Raw genomic sequence first — 21,478 nt, 5'->3', positions numbered from 1 at the left:
CCTCCTCGTCGGGGTGCCTCGAGGTTCACCGTCGCACACGGCTCAACCGAAATCAAGCATGCGTGCTTGCTTTTTCTTCGCCCCGACGCGCCCGACTGCCCCGACCGCGCGAGTCCCGCGCCCTGCACCGGCGAGTCCCGCGTTCCGCACCGCCCGTAGGGCGCACTGAGGGAGTTGGGAATTCCCAAACGGGCCGCGATTTCTCGTCAGGAACAACGGTCACGAATAAATGAGTACCCGTAAACAGGACGCCCTCTTGTTCGTCCTATGCGTACATGCGAATGTCGCTACACCCGATCGATCGCGTTGCCGGCCGTCGTCCGACTCCCCTGGGCTGCGGAGCGGGCGCGACAGGCGCTCGATCGAGCCGGTTTCTCTCCCTGCACCCATTTGGAGGAACCACCCATGTTCCGCAGATCCTTGGCGGCTGGGGCAACTTTCGCCCTCGTCGCCGGTTTCGCCGTGGCCGCGCTCGGTGTCACACCAGCCACGGCCGAGGCCCCGCCCGCTGCCACCGTCCTGGCACCCCCGGACATCAGCGTGAGCAACATTCAGGCACACCTCACCCAGTTCAATACGATCGCCAGCAACAGTGGCGGACACCGGCGTGCGGGCAGTGCCGGCTACACCGCGTCGGTCAACTACATCAAGGACAAACTGACCCAGGCCGGCTACACGGTCGCCCTACAGGACTGCACCACCTGCACCTATCGGTCCAACAACCTGATCGCGGACTGGCCGGGCGGCCCCGCGGACAACGTGATCATGTTCGGCGCGCACCTCGACAGCGTGTCGGCGGGCCCGGGCATCAACGACAACGCCTCCGGCTCGGGCGCGCTGCTGGAGAACGCGCTGGCGCTGGCCCAGGCCAATCCGACCATGACCAAGCACGTCCGGTTCGCCTGGTGGACCGACGAGGAGCAGGGCCTGAACGGGTCCGAGTTCTACGTCAACAACCTGAGTTCGACTCAGCGGGCGTCGATCAAGGCGTACTACAACTTCGACATGGTCGGCTCGATCAACGGCGGCTACTTCATCAACCGGATCACCTCGACGACGGCGGCACCGCTGAAGGCGTACTGGGACTCGCTGAACCTGTCCCCGGAGGAGAACACCGAGGGCCAGGGGCGGTCCGACGACTACTCCTTCCAGCAGGGCGGCATCCCGACGTCCGGCTACGCCGCCGGCGCCAGCGCGCGCAAGACCTCGGCGCAGGCCAGCAAGTGGGGCGGCACGTCCGGTGGCGCGTTCGACCCGTGCTACCACCGGTCGTGCGACACCACGAGCAACATCAGCGCCACGGTCCTGAACCGTGCCGCGGACGGCATCGCGCACGCGGTGTGGACCGCGGTCGGCAGCGGAACCGGCAGTGTGGCCGTCACGAATCCGGGCAACCAGACCGGGACGGTCGGCACCCCGGTGAATCTGCAGTTGAGCGCTTCCGGTGGTGCGACGCCGTACACCTGGTCGGCCACCGGAATGCCCACCGGTTTGACCATGAGCGCATCCGGTGCGATTTCCGGCACGCCGTCGACCGCCGGCACGTTCAATGTGACCGCGACCGCGACAGACAACTCCAGCCCCGTCAAGAGCGGCAGCACACAGTTCTCCTGGACGATCAATCCGACCGGAGGTGCCAGTTGTTCCGGCACGAACGGGAACAACGTCGCCATTCCGGACAACACCACCGTGACCTCACCACTGACGATCTCCAACTGTGACCGGAGCCCGTCAACCACCTCCAAAGTCGAAGTGCACATTCAGCACACCTACATCGGCGACCTCGTGGTGAGTCTGGTCGCGCCGGATGGCACGGCCTACACGCTGCACAACAGATCGGGCGGCAGTACCGACAACATCAACCAGACCTACACGGCCAACGTCGCCGGGGAGACCGCCAACGGCAACTGGACACTCCGAGTCCAAGACGCCGCGGCCATCGACACCGGAACCATCGACACCTGGACGCTGACGTTGTAGGCGACAGTTCGTAGTGCGGAAGCCGCACCGACGTCCGCGTCGGTGCGGCCTACCGCGCAGCCGGCTGGAACAGCTCGACGAAGTTGCCAGCGGGATCGTGCAACAGGATCTGCTGTCCGCCCGGACCGCTGACGATGTCGTTGCGGAAGCTCAGCCCGGCGGCGCGCAGCCGCTCCACTTCGGCGGCGATGTCCGCGACGACGAACTGGACGCGGTTCCAGCCACCCGCTTCCGGGGTGGCGCCGTCGGGCATGGGGCGACCAGCGGAGCTCTTCGGCCCCGACAGCAGCAGTCGCAGCGGGCCTCGGCTGACCGCCGCGAACGCGGGGCCGGCGTCGAGGTCGACGGCGAAGCCGAAGTGCGTGGTGTAGAACTCGACGGCGGCGGCCACGTCGTCGACGAGGTAACGGACGATGGCCTGTTCAGTGCTCGACATGATCGACACTCCTCGTTGTGGTTGTGAGCAGCGGCAGCAGGAATCGGTTGCGGAGATCGATTTCCTCGGCGACGCGGCGGAACTCGGGATAGCCGGCGGCGGCCGGATCCGGCAGGCTCCAGTGCGCGGTCCTGGCCGATCCGTGATCGCGAGGAACCTCGCGAACCTTGTCGCACAACGTGATCACGTAGTCGAAGCGGCGGCCGGCGACGGCCGACAGCGCCGTGGTGTGGTGATCACCAAGGTCGATGCCGTAACGCTCCCCCATGACCCGCACGGCGTTCGGGTGCAACGCGGGTTTGGGATGACTGCCCGCGCTGGCCACCTCGATCCGCCCGCCTCCGCGGTGCCGCAGCAGCGCCTCGGCGATGGGTGAACGCGCGCTGTTTCCGGTGCACAGAAACAACACCGCACCGCCGGCCGCCTCCTCGGACCTCGCGGCGGCACCCGTCAGCGCCGGGTGCAGCGCGGCGGCGGCCTCGGCGAAAGCGGCACCACAGCGGGCGAGATCGAGGTGGTAGTAGCTGTCGCGGCCGTCGAAATCGCTGCGGCGCACCGTGATCAACCCGGCCGCGCGCAGCAGACGCAAGTGATACGACACCAGGTTCTGCGGCTCGCCGACCGCCGCGACGAGTTCCCGCACCCGGCGGTCACTCGCCGCCAACTCGGTCAGCAGCGCCCAGCGCAGCGGGTGCGCGGCCATCCGCATCAGCAGCGGAACCGGGGTCGGCTCGACCTTCACGGGGCTTGATAATACATCAATCTTGTTTGATGTATTAGGTCCGACCGAGGACTCGCACGGCCTCGAACTGGTCCATGCCGGACGGGAGCACCGAGATCACCGGCGTGTCAAGTCCCGCTTCCACGTACTCGGCCACGCGCTCCCGGCACGCTTGCGGGCTGCCGTACACGATCAGCTCGTCCACCACGTCGTCCGGAATCGCGGTGTTCGCCGTCGCCCGGTCGCCGGCGGCCCACGCCTCGTGCATCGGGCGCAGCTTGTCCCCACGGCCGAGCCACTCGTGGAACGCCGCGTACACCGGCACGGTCAGGTAGCTCGAGATCAACAGGCGGCCGAGCCCGCGCGCGGCGTCCGCGTCCTCGGTCGGGCACACGAAGATGCGGGCGACGAGTTCGCGCTCCGGCCCGAGTTCCGCGCGCACCGTCGGCACGTCCGCCGGCGCCAGCCAGTTCGTGATCGCGCCGTCCGCCTCCCGAGCCGCGAGGCGCAACATGCCGGGCCGCAGCGCCGCCAGCATGATCTGCGGCGGCGGGTCCGGCGGGCGCTCCAACCGGAACTTGCGCACCGAGAACGTCGAGTACTCCCGCGTCACCTTCTCGCCGGCCAGCGCCGACCGCAGAAAGGCGATCGTGTCCTTGCTGCGCGCGAACGGCTCGTCGAACGAGAGCCCGTTCCAGCCCTCCACGATCGTCGGCGAGGACGTGCCGATGCCCAGCACGAACCGGCCCGGCGCGACCTCCGCGACGGTGGCCGCGCTCATCGCCAGCAGGCCCGCTCCCCGGGTGTACACGGGGGCGATCGCCGTGCCCAGCCGCAGTTCCGGCGCCCACTCGGCGGCCAGCACCAGCGGAGAGAACGCGTCGGTGCCCGCGGTCTCCGCCGACCACACATCGGTGTACCCGAGATCCGGCAGTTCCTTCACGAGCTCCCGGTGCGCCGTCAGCGGCACGCCGGTCAGCGGCAGCGTGATTCCCCACCGGTCCATCGCGACTCCTCCAGGTGCGTTCACCCGGACCCTAGTTCAGCCGCAGCGCGTTGTTCAGCCACGACACCTGCAGCCGCAGGAAGTTGACCGCCGCCTCCTCGTCGTGCGGCGTCATGTGGGTGACACCGGACAGTGGCAGCATCGTGTGCGGCTTTCCCGCCTTGACCAGTGCGCCGGACAGCCGCAGTGCGTGCGCCACCACCACGTTGTCGTCCACCAGACCGTGGATGATCATCAGCGGCCGCTCGAGCGAACCGGCCAGCCCGAGCAGCGAGTTCGCCTCGTACACCTCGGGGTGCTCGTCGGGGTGCCCGAGGTACCGCTCGGTGTAGTGCGTGTCGTACAGCCGCTGGTCGGTCACCGGCGCGCCCGCGATCGCCGCGTGGAACACGTCCGGCCGGCGCAACACCGCCAGCGCCGCCAGGTACCCGCCGAAGGACCAGCCGCGAATGGCCACAGTGGACAGATCAAGGTCCTCGAATTCCTCCGCCGCCGCGTGCAGCGCGTCCACCTGGTCGGTCAGCGTCACGTCGGCCAACGCGTGCGCGATCTCGCGATCCCAGGCCGGTCCACGGCCCGGTGCGCCGCGCCCGTCCACGACCAGCACCGCGAACCCCTGGTCGGCGAACCACTGCGGGGTCAGGTACGCGTTGCGCGTGGACAACACCCGCTGCGCGTGCGGGCCGCCGTACGGATCCAGCAGTACGGGCAGCTTTCGGCTCCCCCGCTGGTGCCCGCGCGGGAACAGCAGCGCCGCCCGCAGGCCGCGCTCCCCGAGCGTCAGCGTGATCACCTCGGGCTCCAGTGGCGGTGTCACCGCGGAGGACCGCACGGTCCGCTCGGTGCCGAGCACCCGCACGTCCGGCCCGGAGCGGTCCATCGACCACGACGTCAGCACGGTCACCTCGCCGCCGCGGGCCGCCGAGTGCACACCGTCCACAGTGGACAGACGCACCGGCTCGCCCTCTCCGGCGCGGTACACGTGCACCTGCGTCGGGTCCGCCTCCGACGCGGTGAACAGCACGTCCTCGCCGACGTCCAGCACCGAGCGCACCTGCAGCGAGGTGGGCGTCGCCGGCTCGTCGCCGATCATCAGCCGGTACGCGCCGTCCATCGCGGACACCGTCACCAGATCACCGGCCGCCGTCCACGCGGGCGTCCCCGGAACGATCTCCACCCAGTGCACGTCGGTGTCCTCGCGCACCAGGCTCGTCGCGCCGCTGTCCGGGTCCACCGCGAGGAACCGCATCACCTTCTGGTCTCGCGACTGGACGGTGATCACCGGTGGCCCGCTCGCCGACCAGTGCACGGACGCCAGGTACGGCAACGCGATCCGGTCCCAGTCGACCTCCACGCGCGTGCCGTCCAGGCCGAGCACCACCAGCCGAACGTCCACATTGGACGTGCCGGCCGCCGGGTAGGCCACCGTGCGCGGTGCCGCCGACGGATCGGCCGGATCGCTGATGTGCCACCGTTGCACCGCCGACCGATCGGTGTGCGCCACCAGCAGCCGGGTGCCGTCGGGCGACCACCAGAACCCGCGCGAGCGCCCCATCTCCTCTGCGGCGATGAACTCGGCGAGCCCGTACGCCTCGTCCTCGCCACCCGGCTCGGCCAGCACGCGATCGCCCGTGCCGTCCACGCCGACGACCCGCAGCGCGTGGTCCGCCACGTAGGCGACCTGCGTGCCGGTCGGGTCCGGACGCGGGTCGACCACGGGCGTCGCGGTGCTCAGATCGCGGGTGTCGCCGGTGATCGCGTCGGTCACGAACACCTTGCCGGACAACGAGAACACCGCGATCCGCACCTCGGCGTCCGTGGCGTTGCCGACCACTCCGCCCGCCTGCTGCCGGCTGCGCTCGCGGCGCGCCCGCTCCACATCGGACAGCTCCTCGTCGCCGCCGAGCAACTCGGCCGGATCGGCGAGCCGGGTCTCCTCGCCGGTCGCCAGGTCGAGCCGCCACAGGCAGTGCACCCGGTCCTCACCGGAGTTGGACCGCAGGAACAGCACCCGCGACCCGTCCGGCGCGACCTGGAACCCCCTGGGCGTCCCGAGCGTGAATCGTTGGGTCCTGGCCTGCATGCGGAGAAAGTCGTCGGTCACGATCTCGACCTAATCAGACCTACGTTGGTCGTGCCCGCGCCACCCCGCCGAGCACGATCAGCGCTGCCACAGGCCGATCCGGTTGCCGTCCACGTCGAGGATCACCGCCATGCGGCCGAGGCCGGGGAGCTCCCACGCGGGCACAGCGATCGAGCCGCCGAGCCGCTCGGCCCTGGCCACCGCGCCGTCCAGGTCCTCGACCGGGAAGTACAGCACCACCCCGGCCGGGTGCGGGCTGCCGTCGCCCGTCTCGCCGATTCCGCCGGGCACCCCGTCGGCCGTGCTGGTCAGGCCGTAGTTCATCGACTCGTCCACGGCGATCTCCCAGTCGAACAGCTCGCCGTAGAACCGGCGGGACCGCTCGGCGTTCCGTGCGGTGATGTCGAACCAGGCCGGTGCTTTCGTCAACGCGATCACTCCTGTCGTTTCGGCGCCGCGACGATCGCGACGCACAGGTATGACCGGCCGGAAGACGGAAAATCGTCGCGGAGGAACCCACCGCGTGGTCGCGTCGTCACAGTTGCCGAAGCAAACGCGAGGGAGGGTGGTTCGGGTGTCAGGTCTGTTCCTCGAGCGGCGGGAATCGTTGCCCCCGATGGTTTTCGTCCCCTGTGTCAGCACGATCCTGACCGGCGGCGGCTTCGTCCTGGACACCCACGAACTGCCCGACGGGCGGCGCGCGCTGCCGGTGTACTCCACGCTCGGCCGGCTCGCCGCCAGCCACGGCGAGACGCACCCGTGGATCGTCGTCGCGATCGAGCGCCTCACCCCGGACGACGACCCGAGGTTCGACGCACTCGTGCTCGACCCGGAGATCCCGGCGGCGAACCGGTTGACCGCCTGATCAGGCCTTCGCCAGCAGGTCACGGCTCGGCTCGTAGTCGATCTTCCAGTCGGTGTAGACCCCGACGTTGCCGTCCGCGACACACCTCAGCCCGACGGCGATCCACCCGACCTCGCCGTCCTGCCGCAGCGCGTAGCCGACGGCGACTTCGAAAACCCCCGCGCCGCAAGGACATTCGCACTCGCCCGGGTCGGCGTCGGCCCAGTGTTCCTCGCTGTCGGCGATGAACGCGGGCCGATCGCACGAGACGCACACGCGGCGGGCACAGCCGTCCTCGTCGTCCACCTCCACGCTGAACCGGCGTCCACCGCAGCCGGCGCAGGACGGTTCGCGCACCTCGGCGTCCGGGTAGCCGGTGTCGGCGAATCCCCTGCGCAAGTACTCCACGATGGACGTCACACTGGCGTGTCTACCACCTTCACGGACGCTCGACGGCGGATTCCATCGCATCGACGACCGGGACGAGAAGATCGTTCAGCGAGCGCACCAGTGCCGCGACCGACAGCTCGGCCTTGTCCGCGACCGAGTCGTACGGGTTCTCCGGGACGGCCAGCCCGTCCAACGGCAGCGGCGCCTCGATCAGCACCGACGTCCGAATGTGCGGGCTGGCCGCGAGATCGCGGTCGGTGGGCTCGACGAACTGGCCGAACAGCTCCGGCCAGCCGCGCCAACCTCGGTCGCGCCACCAGGTCTTCGACACGGCCAGCCCGGTCGGCTGCGGGGACGCGAGCCGCACCGTGGCGATCAGCGTTCCGTCCCACGTGCTCGGCGCGCACGACGCGGACAGCACCCGCCGGTGCCACCGGACGAAACCGGGATCCAGGTCCGGCGGTGTCGCCAGCCGCCAGACCGCGGACGCGAACGGCACCGGCGAGATGTCGCCCAGCGTGGTGTGCAGATCGTCCAGCCTCGCCTCGACGTGTGCGGCGAACCGCCCGCGTCCCGTGTCGTCCTGCTCCCGGTCGAAATCCCGGTCGATCCACAGCACGCGCCCGTTCGCCATCGACACCGCCCTCGTCGGTAGGCCACTCATTCCGACGATAGCGATGGGTAACGGCCACCGGTGGCACCGCGACTCCAAACAGAGCAACGACTCGCCCATTTCGGGCAGTCGCGGTGAGGAGGGGCCATGTCCCGGCGAATCTCGCGCACCACAGCGGCCGTGATCATCGGTATCGCGACCGCGATCGTCGCTCCGGCGACGGCGCTCGCGGACGAGGATCTGACCCTCGAGCCCGGCCAGTCGGCGACGGTGTCGACGTCCGTGCCCACCCCGCTCGTCGGTCCACGGCCGGACATCGTGTTCCTCGCCGACACGACGGGCGGCATGGACCCGGTGCTGGCGAACGTGCGCAACAACATCGGCACGATCACCGACCGGGTTCTCGCCGACCAGCCCGACGCGAGGTTCGGGATCGCCGAGTACAAGGAGCAGGTCAACGGGCCGCAGGTGTTTCAGGTACGCACGCCGCTGACCGACGACATGAACGCCGTCCGAGCCGGCGCCCAGAACTGGCTCGACTCGGCCGGCGGGGGCGGCACACCGGAGACCGACTTCATCAACGCGCACTTCCGGCTCGCCACCGACGCGATCGCCTGGCGCCCGAACAGCACGCGGATCATCGCGTGGTTCGGCGATGCCCGGTCGAACGATCCGAGCCTCGGCCACACGCTCGCCGACGCGGGCAACGCGTTGCGAGCGGCCAACATCCGGGTCGTCGCCGTGCCGGTCAGCGGCGGGACCGGTGGCGGGCTGGACGCGTTCGGACAGGCCACCGCGATCGTCGACGCCACCGGCGGCGCGCTGATGCCGCCGGCGCCCGCGGACCAGGTGGCGACCGCGCTCTCGGACGGCATGCGCCGGCTCGAGATGGTCGTGACACACCGCCTCGGCACTTGCGATTCCGCTGTCACCATGGCCGTCGGGCCGGCCGGCGTGACCGTGCGGGCCGGCACCCCGGCGCCGTTCACCAAGACCGTCGGGGTGCTGGCCGGTACGCCACCAGGTGTCTACCGGTGCACCGTGCAGTACCTGATCAACGGCTCGCCGGGGACGACGGAGACGACCACCGTGACCGTCGGCGACGCGGTCGCGCCGACGATCACCGTGTCGGTGTCGCCCGCCGCGCCGAACGGCCAGAACGGTTGGTACACAACGGCTCCGGCTGTCACGTTCACCTGCTCGGACGCCTCCGGGATCGCGTCGTGCACCCCGCCGGTGACGCTCACGTCGGCCGCGACCCCGCAGTCGGTGACCGGCACCGCGACCGACACGAAGGGCAACTCCGCGCAGGCGACGGTGAACGGGCTGAAGGTCGACCTCGTGGATCCGGCGGTCAGCTGCGGCCAGGCGCCCACGTTCACGGTCGGGTCACCGGCGATGGTCGGAGCCGGCGTGGCCGACGTGCACTCCGGGCCGGTGTCCCCCGGCACGGCGGCCAGTGCCGACACCGCCACGGCCGGCGCGCGCACCGTGCGGGTCACCGGGTCCGACCTCGCCGGACGGACCGGCGCGGCCGACTGCGCGTACACCGTGATCCGCGCGCCGACCGCGATCGCCGCGTCGCCGGCGAAGATCACCAGCCCCGGGCTGCTGCGGTACGCGATGACCACGCGCGCCGTGCTGACCCGAACGGATAACGCCGTTCCCCTTGCGGGACACCAGATCCGCTTCACACACGCTGGCCGCCAACTGTGTGTGGCGACCACCGACGCGGCCGGGGTGGCCGGGTGCACCGGTGCGATCAGCCTGGTCGAGTCGCTGCGCGGCGGCTACACGGCGACCTTCGCCGGCACGCCCGCGTTCGCACCGGCGGCGGCACAGGTGGGCGCCGGCTAACGCATCCGCTTGACAAAGGCCTCAAGATCGACGGCGAGTTCGCGCTCACGGTTGAACCCGCGCGCGGTGATCAACTGCACCGACTCGCGAGCGAGCCGAAGATCCTCGTCGGTCGCGACGGCCAGCAGGTTCCGCAGGTCGATCAAGTCCTGCTGACGCGCGTCGTCGTCCTGCGACAGCACCTTCACCGCGATGAGGTGACCACGGGTCGCCACTGGAACGGTGAGTTCCGGGAAGATGGCGACTCGTTCAGCGGCGGCAACGATCTCGGCCTCGATGCCGGAACTGGCGAACAGGAGATCCACCAGCACCTCGTCGTCGTTGGCTGTCGTCGACTCCAGGCGCGCTGTGGCCAGTCGGTCAGCAGCTTCCTGCTCGACCAGCGCCGAGAGCCTGAACCCGGTTGCCGCGAAAGATCGCACCAACTCTTCGGCAGTCTTGTCATCGGCGACCGCGACGGCGAGATCGACGTCACTGGTGAACCGAGGAATGCTGCGAGCTGACACGGCAAGCCCGCCGACGAGGGCCCAGTGCCGCTGCTGGCGGTCCAGCAGCGCGGCCGCTGATTGCAGTGCCTGGGCGAGAAGGTTCACGCGAACCTGCGCGACGGCGGCCCGGGATAGTCACCGTTTTCCGCTCCTGGCCGCGTGTGACGCCATGCACGGACCTCGTCAGTGACCTCACGGTCGCTGACGCCGGGATTCTCCCGCCGAATCCGTTGGCGCAGCATCTTCACACCGAACTCATACATGTCCAGTGCGAGCCGAAGTCGCTTCGCCTCGGTCGTCAATCCGTCCACGACCTCATTCTAGTGCGCGGACGCTCGCCGGGAGCCGATCCGGGGCGAGGCGCGTCGGACGGGCATGTCCACGATCCTGCGAGCCTTCGCCGCGGGCGTGCTCGTTCTGCTCACCATCGTGGGCTGCTCGTCCGAGGAGCCCGAGCCGACCGTCGCCGGTGCCGCCCTGCTGGTGTTCGAGCCGGACGTCTCGCCCCGCGTGCCGCCGCGGGTGCTCGACGATCCGGCCAAGGTGACCGGTTACTCCGACGCGTATCGGGCGGAACTGGGCGAGCGGGTCGGAGCGGCGTTGCGTCCGCGCGCCACGGACGGGTCGCTCGCGAACACCGTGTACGTCGCCTTCCCGATCAGCACCCACTGCTACCGGGCGACCGGAGCGACCCTGCACCTGCGCAACGGCGAGCTGACCGCGCGCAAGATCGGCCAGGACACGCCGACCAACATGAACTGCGCGCGCGGGTACCTGGCACTCGCCGTGTTCCAGGTGCCCCGCGCCGTCCTGCCGGCCGATGTGAAGCTGCCGCGGTAGGTCACTCGTTACGCGGGAAGCCGAGGTTCACCCCACCGTGTGACGGATCCAGCCACCGGGAGGTGACCACCTTCGCGCGGGTGAAGAAGTGGATCCCGTCCGGCCCGTACGCGTGCGTGTCCCCGAACAGTGAGCTCTTCCAGCCACCGAAGGAGTAGTAACCCACCGGCACGGGGATCGGGACGTTCACCCCGACCATGCCGACCTCCACCTCGTGGGTGAACCGGCGGGCCGCTCCCCCGTCGTTGGTGAAGATCGCCGTCCCGTTGCCGTACGGGTTGGAGTTGATCAGCGAGAGCGCGTCGGGGTAACTCGGCGCGCGCACGACCGACAGCACCGGTCCGAAGATCTCGTCGGTGTACACCGACATCTCCGGCCGCACGTGGTCAAACAGCGTCGGGCCGAGCCAGAAGCCGTCCGGCTCACCGTCCACAGTGGACCCACGGCCGTCCACCGCGAGCCGGGCACCCGCCGTCACGCCGGCGTCCACATAGGACGCGACACGCTCCCGGTGCGCGCGGGTGACCAGTGGGCCCATCTGGCTGCCTTCGCGACGGCCGTCACCCACCCGCACGCCGGCCATCCGGTCGGTGATCTTGCCGACCAACTCGTCGCCGACCGGGTCGACCGCCACCACCACGGACACCGCCATGCACCGCTCGCCCGCCGAGCCGAACCCGGCCGACACCGCCGCGTCCGCCGCCAGATCGAGATCGGCGTCCGGCAGCACCAGCATGTGGTTCTTCGCGCCGCCCAACGCCTGCACCCGCTTGCCGTGCCCGGTGCCGGTCTCGTACACGTACCGCGCGATCGGTGTCGACCCCACGAACGACACCGCTCGCACCTCGTCGTGCGACAGCAGCGCGTCCACCGCGACCTTGTCGCCGTGCACGACGTTCAGCACGCCGTCCGGCAGCCCGGCCTCGGCCCACAGATCGGCGATGAAGTTCGCCGCCGACGGGTCCTTCTCGCTCGGCTTGAGCACCACCGTGTTGCCGCACGCGATCGCGTTCGGCACGAACCACAGCGGCACCATCGCCGGGAAGTTGAACGGCGAGATCACACAGACCACGCCGAGCGGCTGTTTGATCTGGTAAGTGTCCACAGTGGACGACACGTTCTCGCTGAACCCGCCCTTGAGCGCGGACGGCACGCCACACGCGAACTCCACCGCCTCCAGCGCGCGCTGCACCTCGCCCGCCGCGTCGTCGAGCACCTTGCCGTGCTCGGCGGTCACGATCGCGGCCAGCTCGCCGCGCCGGGCGGCCAGCAGCTCGCGGAACCGGAACAGCACCGACATGCGGGCTGCCAGCGACGCGTCCCGCCAAGCCGGAAACGCTTGTGCCGCAGCCGAAACCGCTTCGTCCACTTCGGACGGTCCGGCGAAGCCGACGAGCCCGCTGACCGTGCCGGTCGCCGGATCGAACACCTCGCCGGAGCGCTCTGGCACACCTTCCCAGGGCTTGCCGCCGATGCGGTGGCTGATCGTCGCCGGCATCAGGTGCTCTCCTTCTTCGCGGTCTCGTCCACGACAGCGATCGACTCGCGCAGGATCTCCAAGCCCTCGGTCGCCTCGGCCTCGGTCAGCGTCAACGGCGGAGCCACCCGGATGACGTTGTCGTACAGGCCGCCCTTGCCGACCAGCAGGCCGCGTGCCTTCGCCTCCTCGGTCAGGTGCGCCGCCGCGCGAGGACTCGGCTTCCGGCCGCCGGGTTCGACGAACTCCAGCGCGATCATGAGCCCCTTGCCGCGCACGTCGCCGAGCACGTCGTGCCGCGCGGCCGCCTCGGTCAGCCCGTCCCTGAGCACGGCACCGAGCTTGGCCGCGTTGCCCTGCAGGTCGTGATCGAGCACGTAGTCCAGCGACGCCTTGGCACCCGCGGTGGCCACCGGGTTGCCGCCGAACGTGGAGATCGACTTGGCGGTGAGGCAGTCCATCACGTCGCCCCGGGCGATCACGCCGCCGATCGCCAGCCCGTTGGCCAGGCCCTTGGCGAAGGTCATCATGTCCGGAGTCACGCCGTGCGCGGTGATGCCCCAGAAGTTCTCACCGGTGCGCCCCCACGCGGTCTGCACCTCGTCGGAGATGAACAGGATCCCGTGCTCGGCGAGCACCTCCGCGAACGCGCCGTACAGCCCGTCCGGCGGCAGCGCGAACCCGCCGACCCCCTGGATGGGCTCAGCGATCAGACAGGCCACATCACCGGCGGTCATCGTGTCGAGCACCTCGCGCAGGTCCTCGACGCACGCCTTGATGTAGTCGGCGTCGGACAGGCCGGTGAACGGCCCGCGGTACCGGTAGCCGCCGTGCACGTAGCTCACGTTGACCGGGCTGAGTGAGGTCGCCGACCAGCCTCGGTTGCCGGTCACGGCGATCGAGCCGAACCCGCGGCCGTGGAACGAGTTCCGCATGGCCAGCACCTGGTTGCTGCGCCGGTACTGGGTGGCCAGCAGCAGCGCCGCCTCGTTCGCCTCGGTACCCGAGGTGGTGAAGAAGACCTTGGCGTCCGGGATGCCGGACAGCTCGGCCAGTTTCTCGGCCAGCTCGATCTGGTTGCGGATCAGGTACAGCGTCGAGGTGTGCAGGATGCCGGTGTCCACTTGGGACCGGATGGCGTCGCTGATCTCGGCGATGTCGTAGCCGACCGCGTTGGTCAGGATGCCGGCGAAGAAGTCGAGGTACTCGCGCCCGCTGGAATCGGTCACGCGTCGCCCGGAGCCTGAGACGATCTCGATCGGCTCCTCGTAGAACAGCGCCAGCCAGCTCGGGAGCACGGTCTTGTGTCGGGTCAGCAGCTCGTCGCTCGTCATGCGGCCAGTGTCGCAACCAGCCCCGGAGCGACACATGGACAAGGTGTATCGCGATAGGCACACTCGCCGTACACAGTGAAAACGGACTCGACCTTCGCGGAGGTGCGCCGCGATGTACCCGACCGTCAGTGATGTGCTCGCCCTGCCGGTGATCCGCGGCGGCCGCCCGAGCGTGGCCGCGGGTTCCGACGGCCTGGATCAGCGGGTGCGGTGGGTGCACGTGGCCGAGGTGGCCGACATCGCGCACCTGCTGCGCGGCGGTGAGCTGGTGCTGACCACCGGCATCGCGCTGCCCGACGACGCGGCCGGCCTCACCCGGTACATCGACGAGCTGGCCGACGCCGGCGTGGTCGGCGTGGTCGTGGAGCTGCTGCGGCACTGGCAGGGCGAGCTGCCGCCGGCCATGGTCGGCGCGGCCGAGACGCTCGGGCTGCCGCTGATCACCCTGGCCAGGGAAACCCGGTTCGTGTCGGTCACCGAGGCGGTGGTGGGCCTGATCGTGGACGCCCAGGTGGCCGAGCTGCGCGCGGCCGAGCAGGTGCACGAGACGTTCACCGCGCTCACCGTCTCGGGTGCCGAGCCGGCCGAGGTGCTGCGCGAGGTGGCCAGGATGGCGAACCTGCCGGTGGTGCTGGAGACGCTGTCGCACGAGGTGCTGGCCTACGACAGCGCCGGCGCCGACACCACCGAGCTGCTGGCGAACTGGGCGGAGCGGTCCTCGGCGGTCACGCTCGGCGAACGCACCAGCTTCGACCCCGACTCCGGCTGGCTGGTCACCATCGTCGGCGCGCGTGGCAACGACTGGGGGCGGCTCGTGTTGGTGGGCCAGGACCAGCCGCCGCACCGGCACGTCGTGGTGGCCGAGCGGGCGGCGTCGGCGCTGGCCGTGCACCGGCTGGTGGCCCGCGACCGGGAGGGGTTGGAGCGGCACGCGCACCGCACGCTGCTCACCGAGCTGCTCGCCTCGCCCGTCACGTCGGCCGACCTGACCGCGCGAACCCGAGCGCTGGGCGTGCCACTGGAGAACCGCAAACTGATCGGCGTCGCGGTGCGCCCGAGTGCCGCGGCCAACCCGGCACCGGCGATGGCGACCCAGGAGGTCCTGCGCGACCTCGCCGAGGCGACCGCGCTGGCGGCCCGGCGCGCCCGGGTTTCCGCCCTCGTCGGCGTGGTCGACGACACGACCGTGCGCGCGCTGCTTTCCCTGACACCGCAAGCGAATCCGGACGCGGTGCTGCTGCGGCTGGCCAAGGAGATCCACCACGCCGCACCCGCCTCCCCGCGTGCGATGCCGGTGGTGCTGGCAGTCGGCACGACGGTCGACCGGGTGGCCGACGCGCGGCGCAGCCTGGTCGAGGCGGCGCACGTGGCGCAGGCGGCGGCGCGCTCACCGGACGGGCGGCCCTACCACCGGCTGGACGACGTGCGGCTGCGCGGGCTGCTGCACCTGCTCGTCGAGGACGGCCGGGTCGCCGCGTTCGCCGACCGCGAGTTGGGTCCGCTGATCGCGCGGGACGAGGCGCACGGCAGCCGGCTGCTCGACACGCTGCGGCACTACTGCGCGCACGGCGGGAACAAGTCGGCGGCGGCCGCGGCGGCGCACGTCTCCAGGACGGCGTACTACCAGCAGCTCTCGCGGATCGAACAGGTGCTCGGCGTGTCACTGGACGACCCGGAGTCGGTGCTGTCGCTGCACGTGGCGCTGCTGGCACACGAGATCGGCGGCGACTGATCAAACGCCGGTATCGTGCGAAGATGCCGGCCGACGTGTACCTGCTGATCCTCGGCGATCACCTCCCGGACCCGGGTACCGGTGTCGCCGTGGACGAGGCCGAGCGGCTGCGCGGCATGGTCGAGCAGGCGGTCGCCGCCGAGCAGGCCGGCTTCACCGGCGTGGCGATCGGCGAGCACCACTTCACCCGGTACATCGTGTCCGCGCCCGAGGTCGTGCTCGGTGCGGTGGCGGCGCGGACCTCGACGCTGCGCCTGTCCACCGGCGTGACGCTGTTGGCGCACCGCGATCCGGTGCGCGTCGCCGAGGAGCTGGGCATGCTGGACGCACTGTCCGGCGGCCGGGCCGAGCTGATCGTGGCCCGGGGCGTCGACGCGGGTGCGGACGCCGTGTTCGGTGTGGCGCCGCAGGACCTGCGCACCCGGTTCGACGAGCACCTCAGATTGCTGCTGCGGCTGCTCACCGAACGCGATGTCGACTGGGACGGCCGGTTCCGCGGCCGGCTGTCGTCGGTCACCACGATGCCGCGGCCGGTGCAGCGTCCGGCGCCGCCGGTCTGGGTGGGCAGCGCGTCGGCCGTGTCCACCGATCTGGCCGCGGAACTCGATCTACCGCTGGTGCTGCCGAGCACGCTGCGCGATCCGGCGATTTACGTCGATGTGCTGACGCGCTACCGGAAAGCCTTGCGCGCCAACGGGTTCGGACCCGGTCGGGTGGCGCTGCCGAGTCACCTGCACGTCGCGAAGACCACGGCGGAGGCGCGCGAGCGGTGGCGCCCGCACCTGTCCGCGTACGCGAGCTTCGCCGATCGCTGGCGTGGCGACGGCCATCCGATCGACGTGGACGAGCTGATGGCCGGCCCGGCGGTCTGCGGCGATCCCGACGAGGTCGCGCACCGGCTCAACGAGCTGGCCGCGCTGCTCGGACTGGACGCGCACCTGGTGATCGCGGACATCGGCGGGCTGCCGCTGCCGGACGTGCTCGACGTGATCCGGCTGTTCGGCGAGCACGTTCTCCCCCGGTTGACCACGGCCGTCCCGGCTCGCCCATGACCGCGGACCGAAGCCTCGAGGCACTCGGATTCGACCGTGTGCCGGCTCTCGACCCGCTCTGCTATCCCGGTCGCGCGCCGGCCGAGCCCATGCTGTTGCACGACCGCCGGCTGTCGCCGTTCACGGTCGCACCGGGCGGTGTCGGCGACTGGCCGCTGGCCGGCCAGCCGCTCGACTCTGTGTTGACCGGGCTCGGGGTCGACCCGATCACGGCGCGCGTTCCGTCGGTCGCGGTCGGCTCGAACGCGTCGCCGGCGCAGTTGTGCCACAAGCTGGGGCCGTCCGCGATCGTGCCGATGGTGCCGGTTCGGGTGCGTGGCGTCGGTATCGGCGTGTCATCGCACATCAGCCGCGCCGGTTATGTGTCCGCCTCGCCGTACGCCGACCCGGGCGTCGAGACCACGATCGTCGTCGCGTTCCTGGACGCCGAGCAACTCGCCGCGGTCGACGCCACCGAGGTGCACTATCACCGGGTTCTGTTGCCCCACAACGATTTTCGTGTCACCCTGCGGTCCGGCGAACGGCTCGACGGCGGGTACCTCTACGTGCACCGCCGCGGCGTGCTCGCCGATTCGCAGGGCACCCCGCGACGGCTGGTCGACCAGCCCACGTTGTTGTCGACACTGCTCGCCGAGTCCTCGGCGCTGCGTGCGCTGTTCGGCGACGATCCGGCCGGTTTCGTCGCCGCGGCGCGTGCCGACGAGGCACTCCGGGCGGCGGGCGCGCAGGTGTTCGCGGACGAAGGCTGGTTCCGCGCAACCGACAGAGTGTTCACCATCTCCTGCATCGGTTGACACTGTGACTCTGCCGGGTGACCGCGACCACAATGACGATGCCGTGATGGCAGCGATCACGCAGGTCACCCATCCGGACGGGCGGGTCGATCTCGACGACCATTCGTCCATTCGGGACAGTCGGTTCTACAACCCCGAGCTGGCGCCGGTGCCGGTCGAGAAGCGCACCTGGAGCACCTACAACTACTTCGCGCTGTGGATGGGCATGGCGCACAACATCCCGAGCTACATGCTGGCGGCGTCGCTGATCGGGTTCGGGATGGACTGGGTGCAGGCGTTCATCACGATCACGCTCGGCAACCTGATCGTGCTGGTCCCGATGCTGCTGAACAGCCACGCCGGCACCCGGTTCGGCATCCCGTTCCCGGTACTCGCCCGCGCGTTCTTCGGCCTGCGCGGGGCCAACCTCGCGGCCCTGCTGCGCGCGTTCATCGCGTGCGCGTGGTTCGGCATCCAGACGTGGGTCGGCGGCCAGGCGATCTACATCATCCTCGGCAAGATCGCCGGCGACGGCTGGCTCGGCGCCGCCGCGCTGTGGGGCAAGCCGTGGACGTTGTGGCTGTCGTTCCTGGTGTTCTGGGCGTTCGAGATGCTGATCATCTGGCGCGGGATGGAGGCGGTGCGGCGGTTCGAGAACTGGACCGCTCCCCTGGTCACCGTCGGCTTCCTGATCATGTTGATCTACGTGGTGAGCAAGGCCGGCGTCGGCCCGATCCTGTCGCAGCCGTCCACGCTCGGCTGGGGCGCGGAGTTCTGGAAGGTTTTCTTCCCCTCGCTGACCGCGATGATCGCGTTCTGGGCGACTTTGTCACTGAACATGCCGGACTTCACCCGATTCGGTGGCAGTCAACGCAAACAGGTGATGGGTCAGATACTCGGCCTGCCCACCACGATGTCGTTCATCGCGCTCGTGGCGATCTTCACGACCTCCGGCGGCGTGGTCCTGTTCGGTGAGGCGATCTGGGACCCGGTGCTGCTGGCCAACCGGTTCTCCAGCCCGGTGATCGTGATCATCAGCTTGATCGCGCTGGTGTTCGCCACCCTGTCGTGCAACCTCGCGGCGAACGTGGTGAGCCCCGCCTACGACTTCTCCAACGCGTTCCCGAAGAAGGTGAACTTCGCGCTCGGCGGGTTGATCACCGGCCTGATCGGCATCGCGATCCAGCCGTGGCGGCTGATCGCCGACGCCGACACCTACATCAACGGCTGGCTGGTGTTCTACGGCGGCGTGCTCAGCCCGGTGGCGGGCGTGCTGATCGCCGGCTACTGGTTCCGCTCGCGCCGGCAACTGGAGGTGGCCGATCTGTACCGGCGCGAAGGCCGCTACTGGTTCAGCGCCGGGTGGAACCTGCCGGCCCTGGTGGCGACCGTGGTCGGCGCGATGATCGCGGTCGGCGGCGCGTACACGGCGGCCGGGAAGGCCGGCCCGTTCCCCACGGACGGCCTGATCCCGTTCCTGCGGCCGCTGTACGACCACAGTTGGGTGGTTGGGCTCGTCGTGGCTTTCGTCGTCTATCTGATTCTGGCTCCATTGAGTGAACGCCGGGCCAGCGTGCCCGTTCGAGTACAGGAGGGAGAAGCACGTGCCTGAGGTGATCAGGGCAGGCCTGGTGCAGCAGAAGTGGACAGGGGACAAGGAGTCGATGATCCGTGCGGCCGTCGACCACATCGCGACAGCGGCCTCGCAGGGTGCGCAGGTGGTGTGCCTCCAGGAGTTGTTCTACGGCCCGTATTTCTGCCAGGTGCAGGACGCCGACTACTACTCCTACACCGAGGCGATCCCGGACGGCCCCACGACGAATCTCATGTGCGAGGTGGCCAAGCAGCACGGAATCGTGCTCGTGGTGCCGATGTACGAAGAGGAGCACCCGGGCGTCTACTACAACACCGCCGCGGTGATCGACGCCGACGGGAAATACCTCGGAAAGCACCGCAAGAACCACATTCCGCAGGTGAAAGGGTTCTGGGAGAAGTTCTACTTCCGTCCCGGCAACCTCGGATATCCGGTATTCGACACCGCGGTCGGAAAGATCGGCGTGTACATCTGCTACGAGCGGCATTTCCCCGAGGGCTGGCGGGCGCTCGGGCTCGGCGGTGCGCGGATCGTGTTCAACCCGTCGGCCACCTCGCGCGGGCTGTCGGAGTACCTGTGGCGGCTCGAGCAGCCGGCGGCGGCCGTCGCCAACGAGTACTTCGTCGGCGCGATCAACCGGGTCGGCGTGGAACCGTTGGGCGACAACGACTTCTACGGCCAGACCTACTTCGCGGACCCGCGTGGCCAGCTCATGGGCGAGGCCGCGTCGGACACCGAGGACGAGGTGGTGGTGCGCGATCTCGACATGGACCGGCTCGCCGAGGTGCGGAACCTGTGGCAGTTCTACCGCGACCGCCGGCCCGATTCCTACGAGTCGCTGACCCAGCCGTGAGGTGGAAGACATGCGCACACTGATTCGAAACGGCACGGTCGTCAATTCGACGGGTACCGTGGCGGCCGACGTTCTGGTGGACGGTGAAACCATCGTCGCGGTCACCGCTCCCGGTGTTTTCACCGAGGCCGATCGCATTGTCGACGCGTCCGGGAAATACGTGCTCCCCGGTGGGATCGACGCACACACGCACATGGAGATGCCGTTCGGCGGCACGGTCTCCGCGGACAGCTTCGAGACCGGCACGAAGGCCGCCGCCTGGGGTGGCACCACCACGATCGTCGACTTCGCCGTGCAGCAGAAAGGCACGCTGCTCCAGTCCACGTTGGACAAGTGGCACGAGAAGGCGGACGGGAACTGCGCGATCGACTACGGCTTCCACATGATCGTGTCGGACGTGAACGACACGACGCTCAAGGAGATGGACGCCTGCGTCGAGGCCGGCGTGAACAGCTTCAAGATGTTCATGGCCTATCCGGGCGCGCTGTACTCCACCGACGGCGAGATCCTGCGCGCGATGCGCAAGGCCACCGAGTCCGGCTCGACGATCATGATGCACGCGGAGAACGGCATCGCGATCGATGAACTGGTCGCCGTGGCACTCGCCGAGGGGCGCACCGAGCCGGTGCAGCACGGGATCACCCGACCGCCGGAACTGGAGGGCGAGGCGACCCACCGCGCGATCCAGCTCGCCAAGGTCACCGGCGCGCCGCTGTACATCGTGCACCTGTCCGCCCGGCACGCGCTGGAGGCCGTAGCGGAGGCGCGCGACGCCGGGCAGAACGTGTTCGCCGAGACCTGCCCGCAGTACCTGTACCTGTCCATCGAGGATCTCGCGAAACCGGAGTTCGAGGGCGCCAAGTACGTCGCCTCTCCCCCGCTGCGCCCCAAGGACCACCAGGCCGATCTCTGGAAAGGCTTGCGCACCAACGACTTGTCGGTCGTGTCGACGGACCACTGCCCGTTCTGCTTCAAGGATCAGAAGGAGCTCGGCCGCGACGACTTCTCCAAGATCCCGAACGGCATGCCGGGTGTCGAGCACCGGATGGACCTGCTGCACCAGGGCGTGGTCGCCGGTGAACTGACCCTGGCGCGCTGGGTCGAGGTGTCCTCGACGACCCCGGCCCGGATGTTCGGCATGTACCCGCGCAAGGGCGTGATCGCGCCCGGCTCGGACGCCGACATCGTGGTGTACGACCCGGCGGCCAAGCAGACGCTGTCCGCGGAGACGCATCACATGAACGTCGACTACTCCGCCTACGAGGGCATGGAGATCACTGGTCGCGTGTCCACCGTGCTGTCTCGCGGGGAGATCGTGGTGGACGGCGGCGAGTTCCACGGTCGTGCGGGCCACGGGCGGTTCCTGCGGCGCGACCTGTGTCAGTACCTGAGCTGAGGGGTTAGC

21 protein-coding genes are annotated in these 21,478 nt (G+C 69.7%); 10 read left to right on the top strand and 11 right to left on the bottom strand.

From position 1 onward, the window contains the following. Positions 1–405 precede the first annotated feature (405 nt). Entirely contained in the window at positions 406–1,980 is a 1,575-nt protein-coding gene (locus EV193_RS08765) for a M28 family peptidase (RefSeq protein WP_130343479.1), read from the top strand. Positions 1,981–2,029: 49 nt separating this feature from the next. Here EV193_RS08765 and EV193_RS08760 read toward each other — a convergent pair whose 3' ends face one another. The 5 genes from EV193_RS08760 to EV193_RS08740 form a co-directional block, all read right to left on the bottom strand. Further along, positions 2,030–2,416: a VOC family protein gene (locus EV193_RS08760; RefSeq protein WP_130343478.1), complete on the bottom strand. Its 387-nt coding sequence runs from the start codon at positions 2,414–2,416 to the stop codon at positions 2,030–2,032. Next, on the bottom strand, positions 2,403–3,125 hold the full coding sequence (locus EV193_RS08755) for an arsenate reductase/protein-tyrosine-phosphatase family protein (protein ID WP_130343685.1): 723 nt from the start codon (positions 3,123–3,125) through the stop codon (positions 2,403–2,405). The genes EV193_RS08760 and EV193_RS08755 overlap by 14 nt, the downstream gene beginning before the upstream one ends. A gap of 67 nt (positions 3,126–3,192) precedes the next feature. Next, entirely contained in the window at positions 3,193–4,143 is a 951-nt protein-coding gene (locus EV193_RS08750; RefSeq protein ID WP_130343477.1) for an LLM class F420-dependent oxidoreductase, read from the bottom strand. A 31-nt stretch (positions 4,144–4,174) separates the two neighbouring features. Next, positions 4,175–6,226 (bottom strand): S9 family peptidase, encoded by a 2,052-nt coding sequence (locus EV193_RS08745; protein WP_207222577.1) that lies wholly within the window; start codon positions 6,224–6,226, stop codon positions 4,175–4,177. A gap of 78 nt (positions 6,227–6,304) precedes the next feature. After that, positions 6,305–6,655: a VOC family protein gene (locus EV193_RS08740; protein ID WP_207222553.1), complete on the bottom strand. Its 351-nt coding sequence runs from the start codon at positions 6,653–6,655 to the stop codon at positions 6,305–6,307. Positions 6,656–6,800: 145 nt separating this feature from the next. Between EV193_RS08740 and EV193_RS33205 the strand changes: the two genes are divergently transcribed. Then, positions 6,801–7,091 (top strand): SAV_915 family protein, encoded by a 291-nt coding sequence (locus EV193_RS33205; RefSeq protein ID WP_165401289.1) that lies wholly within the window; start codon positions 6,801–6,803, stop codon positions 7,089–7,091. On the opposite strand, the gene EV193_RS08730 is transcribed toward EV193_RS33205, so the two are convergent. Beyond that, the gene (locus EV193_RS08730) at positions 7,092–7,490 is read right to left on the bottom strand and encodes a hypothetical protein (RefSeq protein WP_130343474.1); all 399 of its coding nucleotides are present in this window, start codon (positions 7,488–7,490) and stop codon (positions 7,092–7,094) included. It abuts the gene before it with no gap. A 19-nt stretch (positions 7,491–7,509) separates the two neighbouring features. Next, positions 7,510–8,094: a hypothetical protein gene (locus tag EV193_RS08725; RefSeq protein ID WP_130343473.1), complete on the bottom strand. Its 585-nt coding sequence runs from the start codon at positions 8,092–8,094 to the stop codon at positions 7,510–7,512. Positions 8,095–8,220: 126 nt separating this feature from the next. Between EV193_RS08725 and EV193_RS08720 the strand changes: the two genes are divergently transcribed. After that, complete coding sequence (locus EV193_RS08720; RefSeq protein WP_130343472.1) at positions 8,221–9,930, top strand: vWA domain-containing protein; 1,710 nt, start codon at positions 8,221–8,223, stop codon at positions 9,928–9,930. Here the strand turns inward: EV193_RS08720 and EV193_RS08715 are convergent. Together EV193_RS08715 and EV193_RS08710 are read right to left on the bottom strand one after the other, a co-directional pair. After that, positions 9,927–10,523, bottom strand: a complete 597-nt coding sequence (locus EV193_RS08715) for a nucleotidyl transferase AbiEii/AbiGii toxin family protein (RefSeq protein ID WP_130343471.1) — start codon at positions 10,521–10,523, stop codon at positions 9,927–9,929. The two genes, EV193_RS08720 and EV193_RS08715, sit on opposite strands and share 4 nt — an antisense overlap. Beyond that, positions 10,520–10,729 carry a hypothetical protein gene (locus EV193_RS08710; RefSeq protein WP_130343470.1) on the bottom strand — a complete coding sequence of 70 codons (210 nt, stop codon included), beginning with the start codon at positions 10,727–10,729 and terminating at the stop codon, positions 10,520–10,522. The genes EV193_RS08715 and EV193_RS08710 overlap by 4 nt, the downstream gene beginning before the upstream one ends. A 64-nt stretch (positions 10,730–10,793) precedes the next feature. On the opposite strand from EV193_RS08710, the gene EV193_RS08705 reads away from it, so the two are divergent. Continuing rightward, positions 10,794–11,258 carry a hypothetical protein gene (locus EV193_RS08705; RefSeq protein WP_130343469.1) on the top strand — a complete coding sequence of 155 codons (465 nt, stop codon included), beginning with the start codon at positions 10,794–10,796 and terminating at the stop codon, positions 11,256–11,258. Position 11,259: 1 nt separating this feature from the next. On the opposite strand, the gene EV193_RS08700 is transcribed toward EV193_RS08705, so the two are convergent. Further along, entirely contained in the window at positions 11,260–12,756 is a 1,497-nt protein-coding gene (locus tag EV193_RS08700) for a CoA-acylating methylmalonate-semialdehyde dehydrogenase (RefSeq protein ID WP_130343468.1), read from the bottom strand. After that, a complete protein-coding gene (locus EV193_RS08695; protein ID WP_130343467.1) occupies positions 12,756–14,069 on the bottom strand; it encodes an aspartate aminotransferase family protein in 1,314 nt (437 codons plus the stop codon). The genes EV193_RS08700 and EV193_RS08695 overlap by 1 nt, the downstream gene beginning before the upstream one ends. 112 nt (positions 14,070–14,181) lie before the next feature. Here EV193_RS08695 and EV193_RS08690 point away from each other — a divergent pair, with 112 nt between their 5' ends. From EV193_RS08690 to hydA, 6 genes are read left to right on the top strand one after another with little or no spacing between them, the layout of a single operon-like run. Then, the gene (locus tag EV193_RS08690; RefSeq protein ID WP_130343466.1) at positions 14,182–15,801 is read left to right on the top strand and encodes a PucR family transcriptional regulator; all 1,620 of its coding nucleotides are present in this window, start codon (positions 14,182–14,184) and stop codon (positions 15,799–15,801) included. Between the two features lie 23 nt (positions 15,802–15,824). Beyond that, positions 15,825–16,853, top strand: coding sequence for an LLM class flavin-dependent oxidoreductase (locus EV193_RS08685; RefSeq protein WP_130343465.1), 1,029 nt, complete (start codon positions 15,825–15,827; stop codon positions 16,851–16,853). Continuing rightward, entirely contained in the window at positions 16,850–17,647 is a 798-nt protein-coding gene (locus EV193_RS08680; RefSeq protein WP_130343464.1) for a hypothetical protein, read from the top strand. Before EV193_RS08685 ends, EV193_RS08680 begins: the two co-directional genes overlap by 4 nt. Positions 17,648–17,693: 46 nt before the next feature. Then, a complete protein-coding gene (locus tag EV193_RS08675) occupies positions 17,694–19,238 on the top strand; it encodes an NCS1 family nucleobase:cation symporter-1 (RefSeq protein ID WP_130343463.1) in 1,545 nt (514 codons plus the stop codon). Next, positions 19,231–20,073: a nitrilase-related carbon-nitrogen hydrolase gene (locus EV193_RS08670; protein WP_130343462.1), complete on the top strand. Its 843-nt coding sequence runs from the start codon at positions 19,231–19,233 to the stop codon at positions 20,071–20,073. Before EV193_RS08675 ends, EV193_RS08670 begins: the two co-directional genes overlap by 8 nt. 10 nt (positions 20,074–20,083) lie before the next feature. Next, complete coding sequence (gene hydA, locus EV193_RS08665) at positions 20,084–21,469, top strand: dihydropyrimidinase (protein ID WP_130343461.1); 1,386 nt, start codon at positions 20,084–20,086, stop codon at positions 21,467–21,469. Positions 21,470–21,478: the final 9 nt, after the last annotated feature.

The organism is Herbihabitans rhizosphaerae (genome assembly GCF_004216555.1).
Lineage (GTDB): Bacteria > Actinomycetota > Actinomycetes > Mycobacteriales > Pseudonocardiaceae > Herbihabitans > Herbihabitans rhizosphaerae.
The sequence above is the reverse complement of the archived record's forward strand: the minus strand, read 5'-3'. Positions and strand labels throughout refer to the sequence as shown.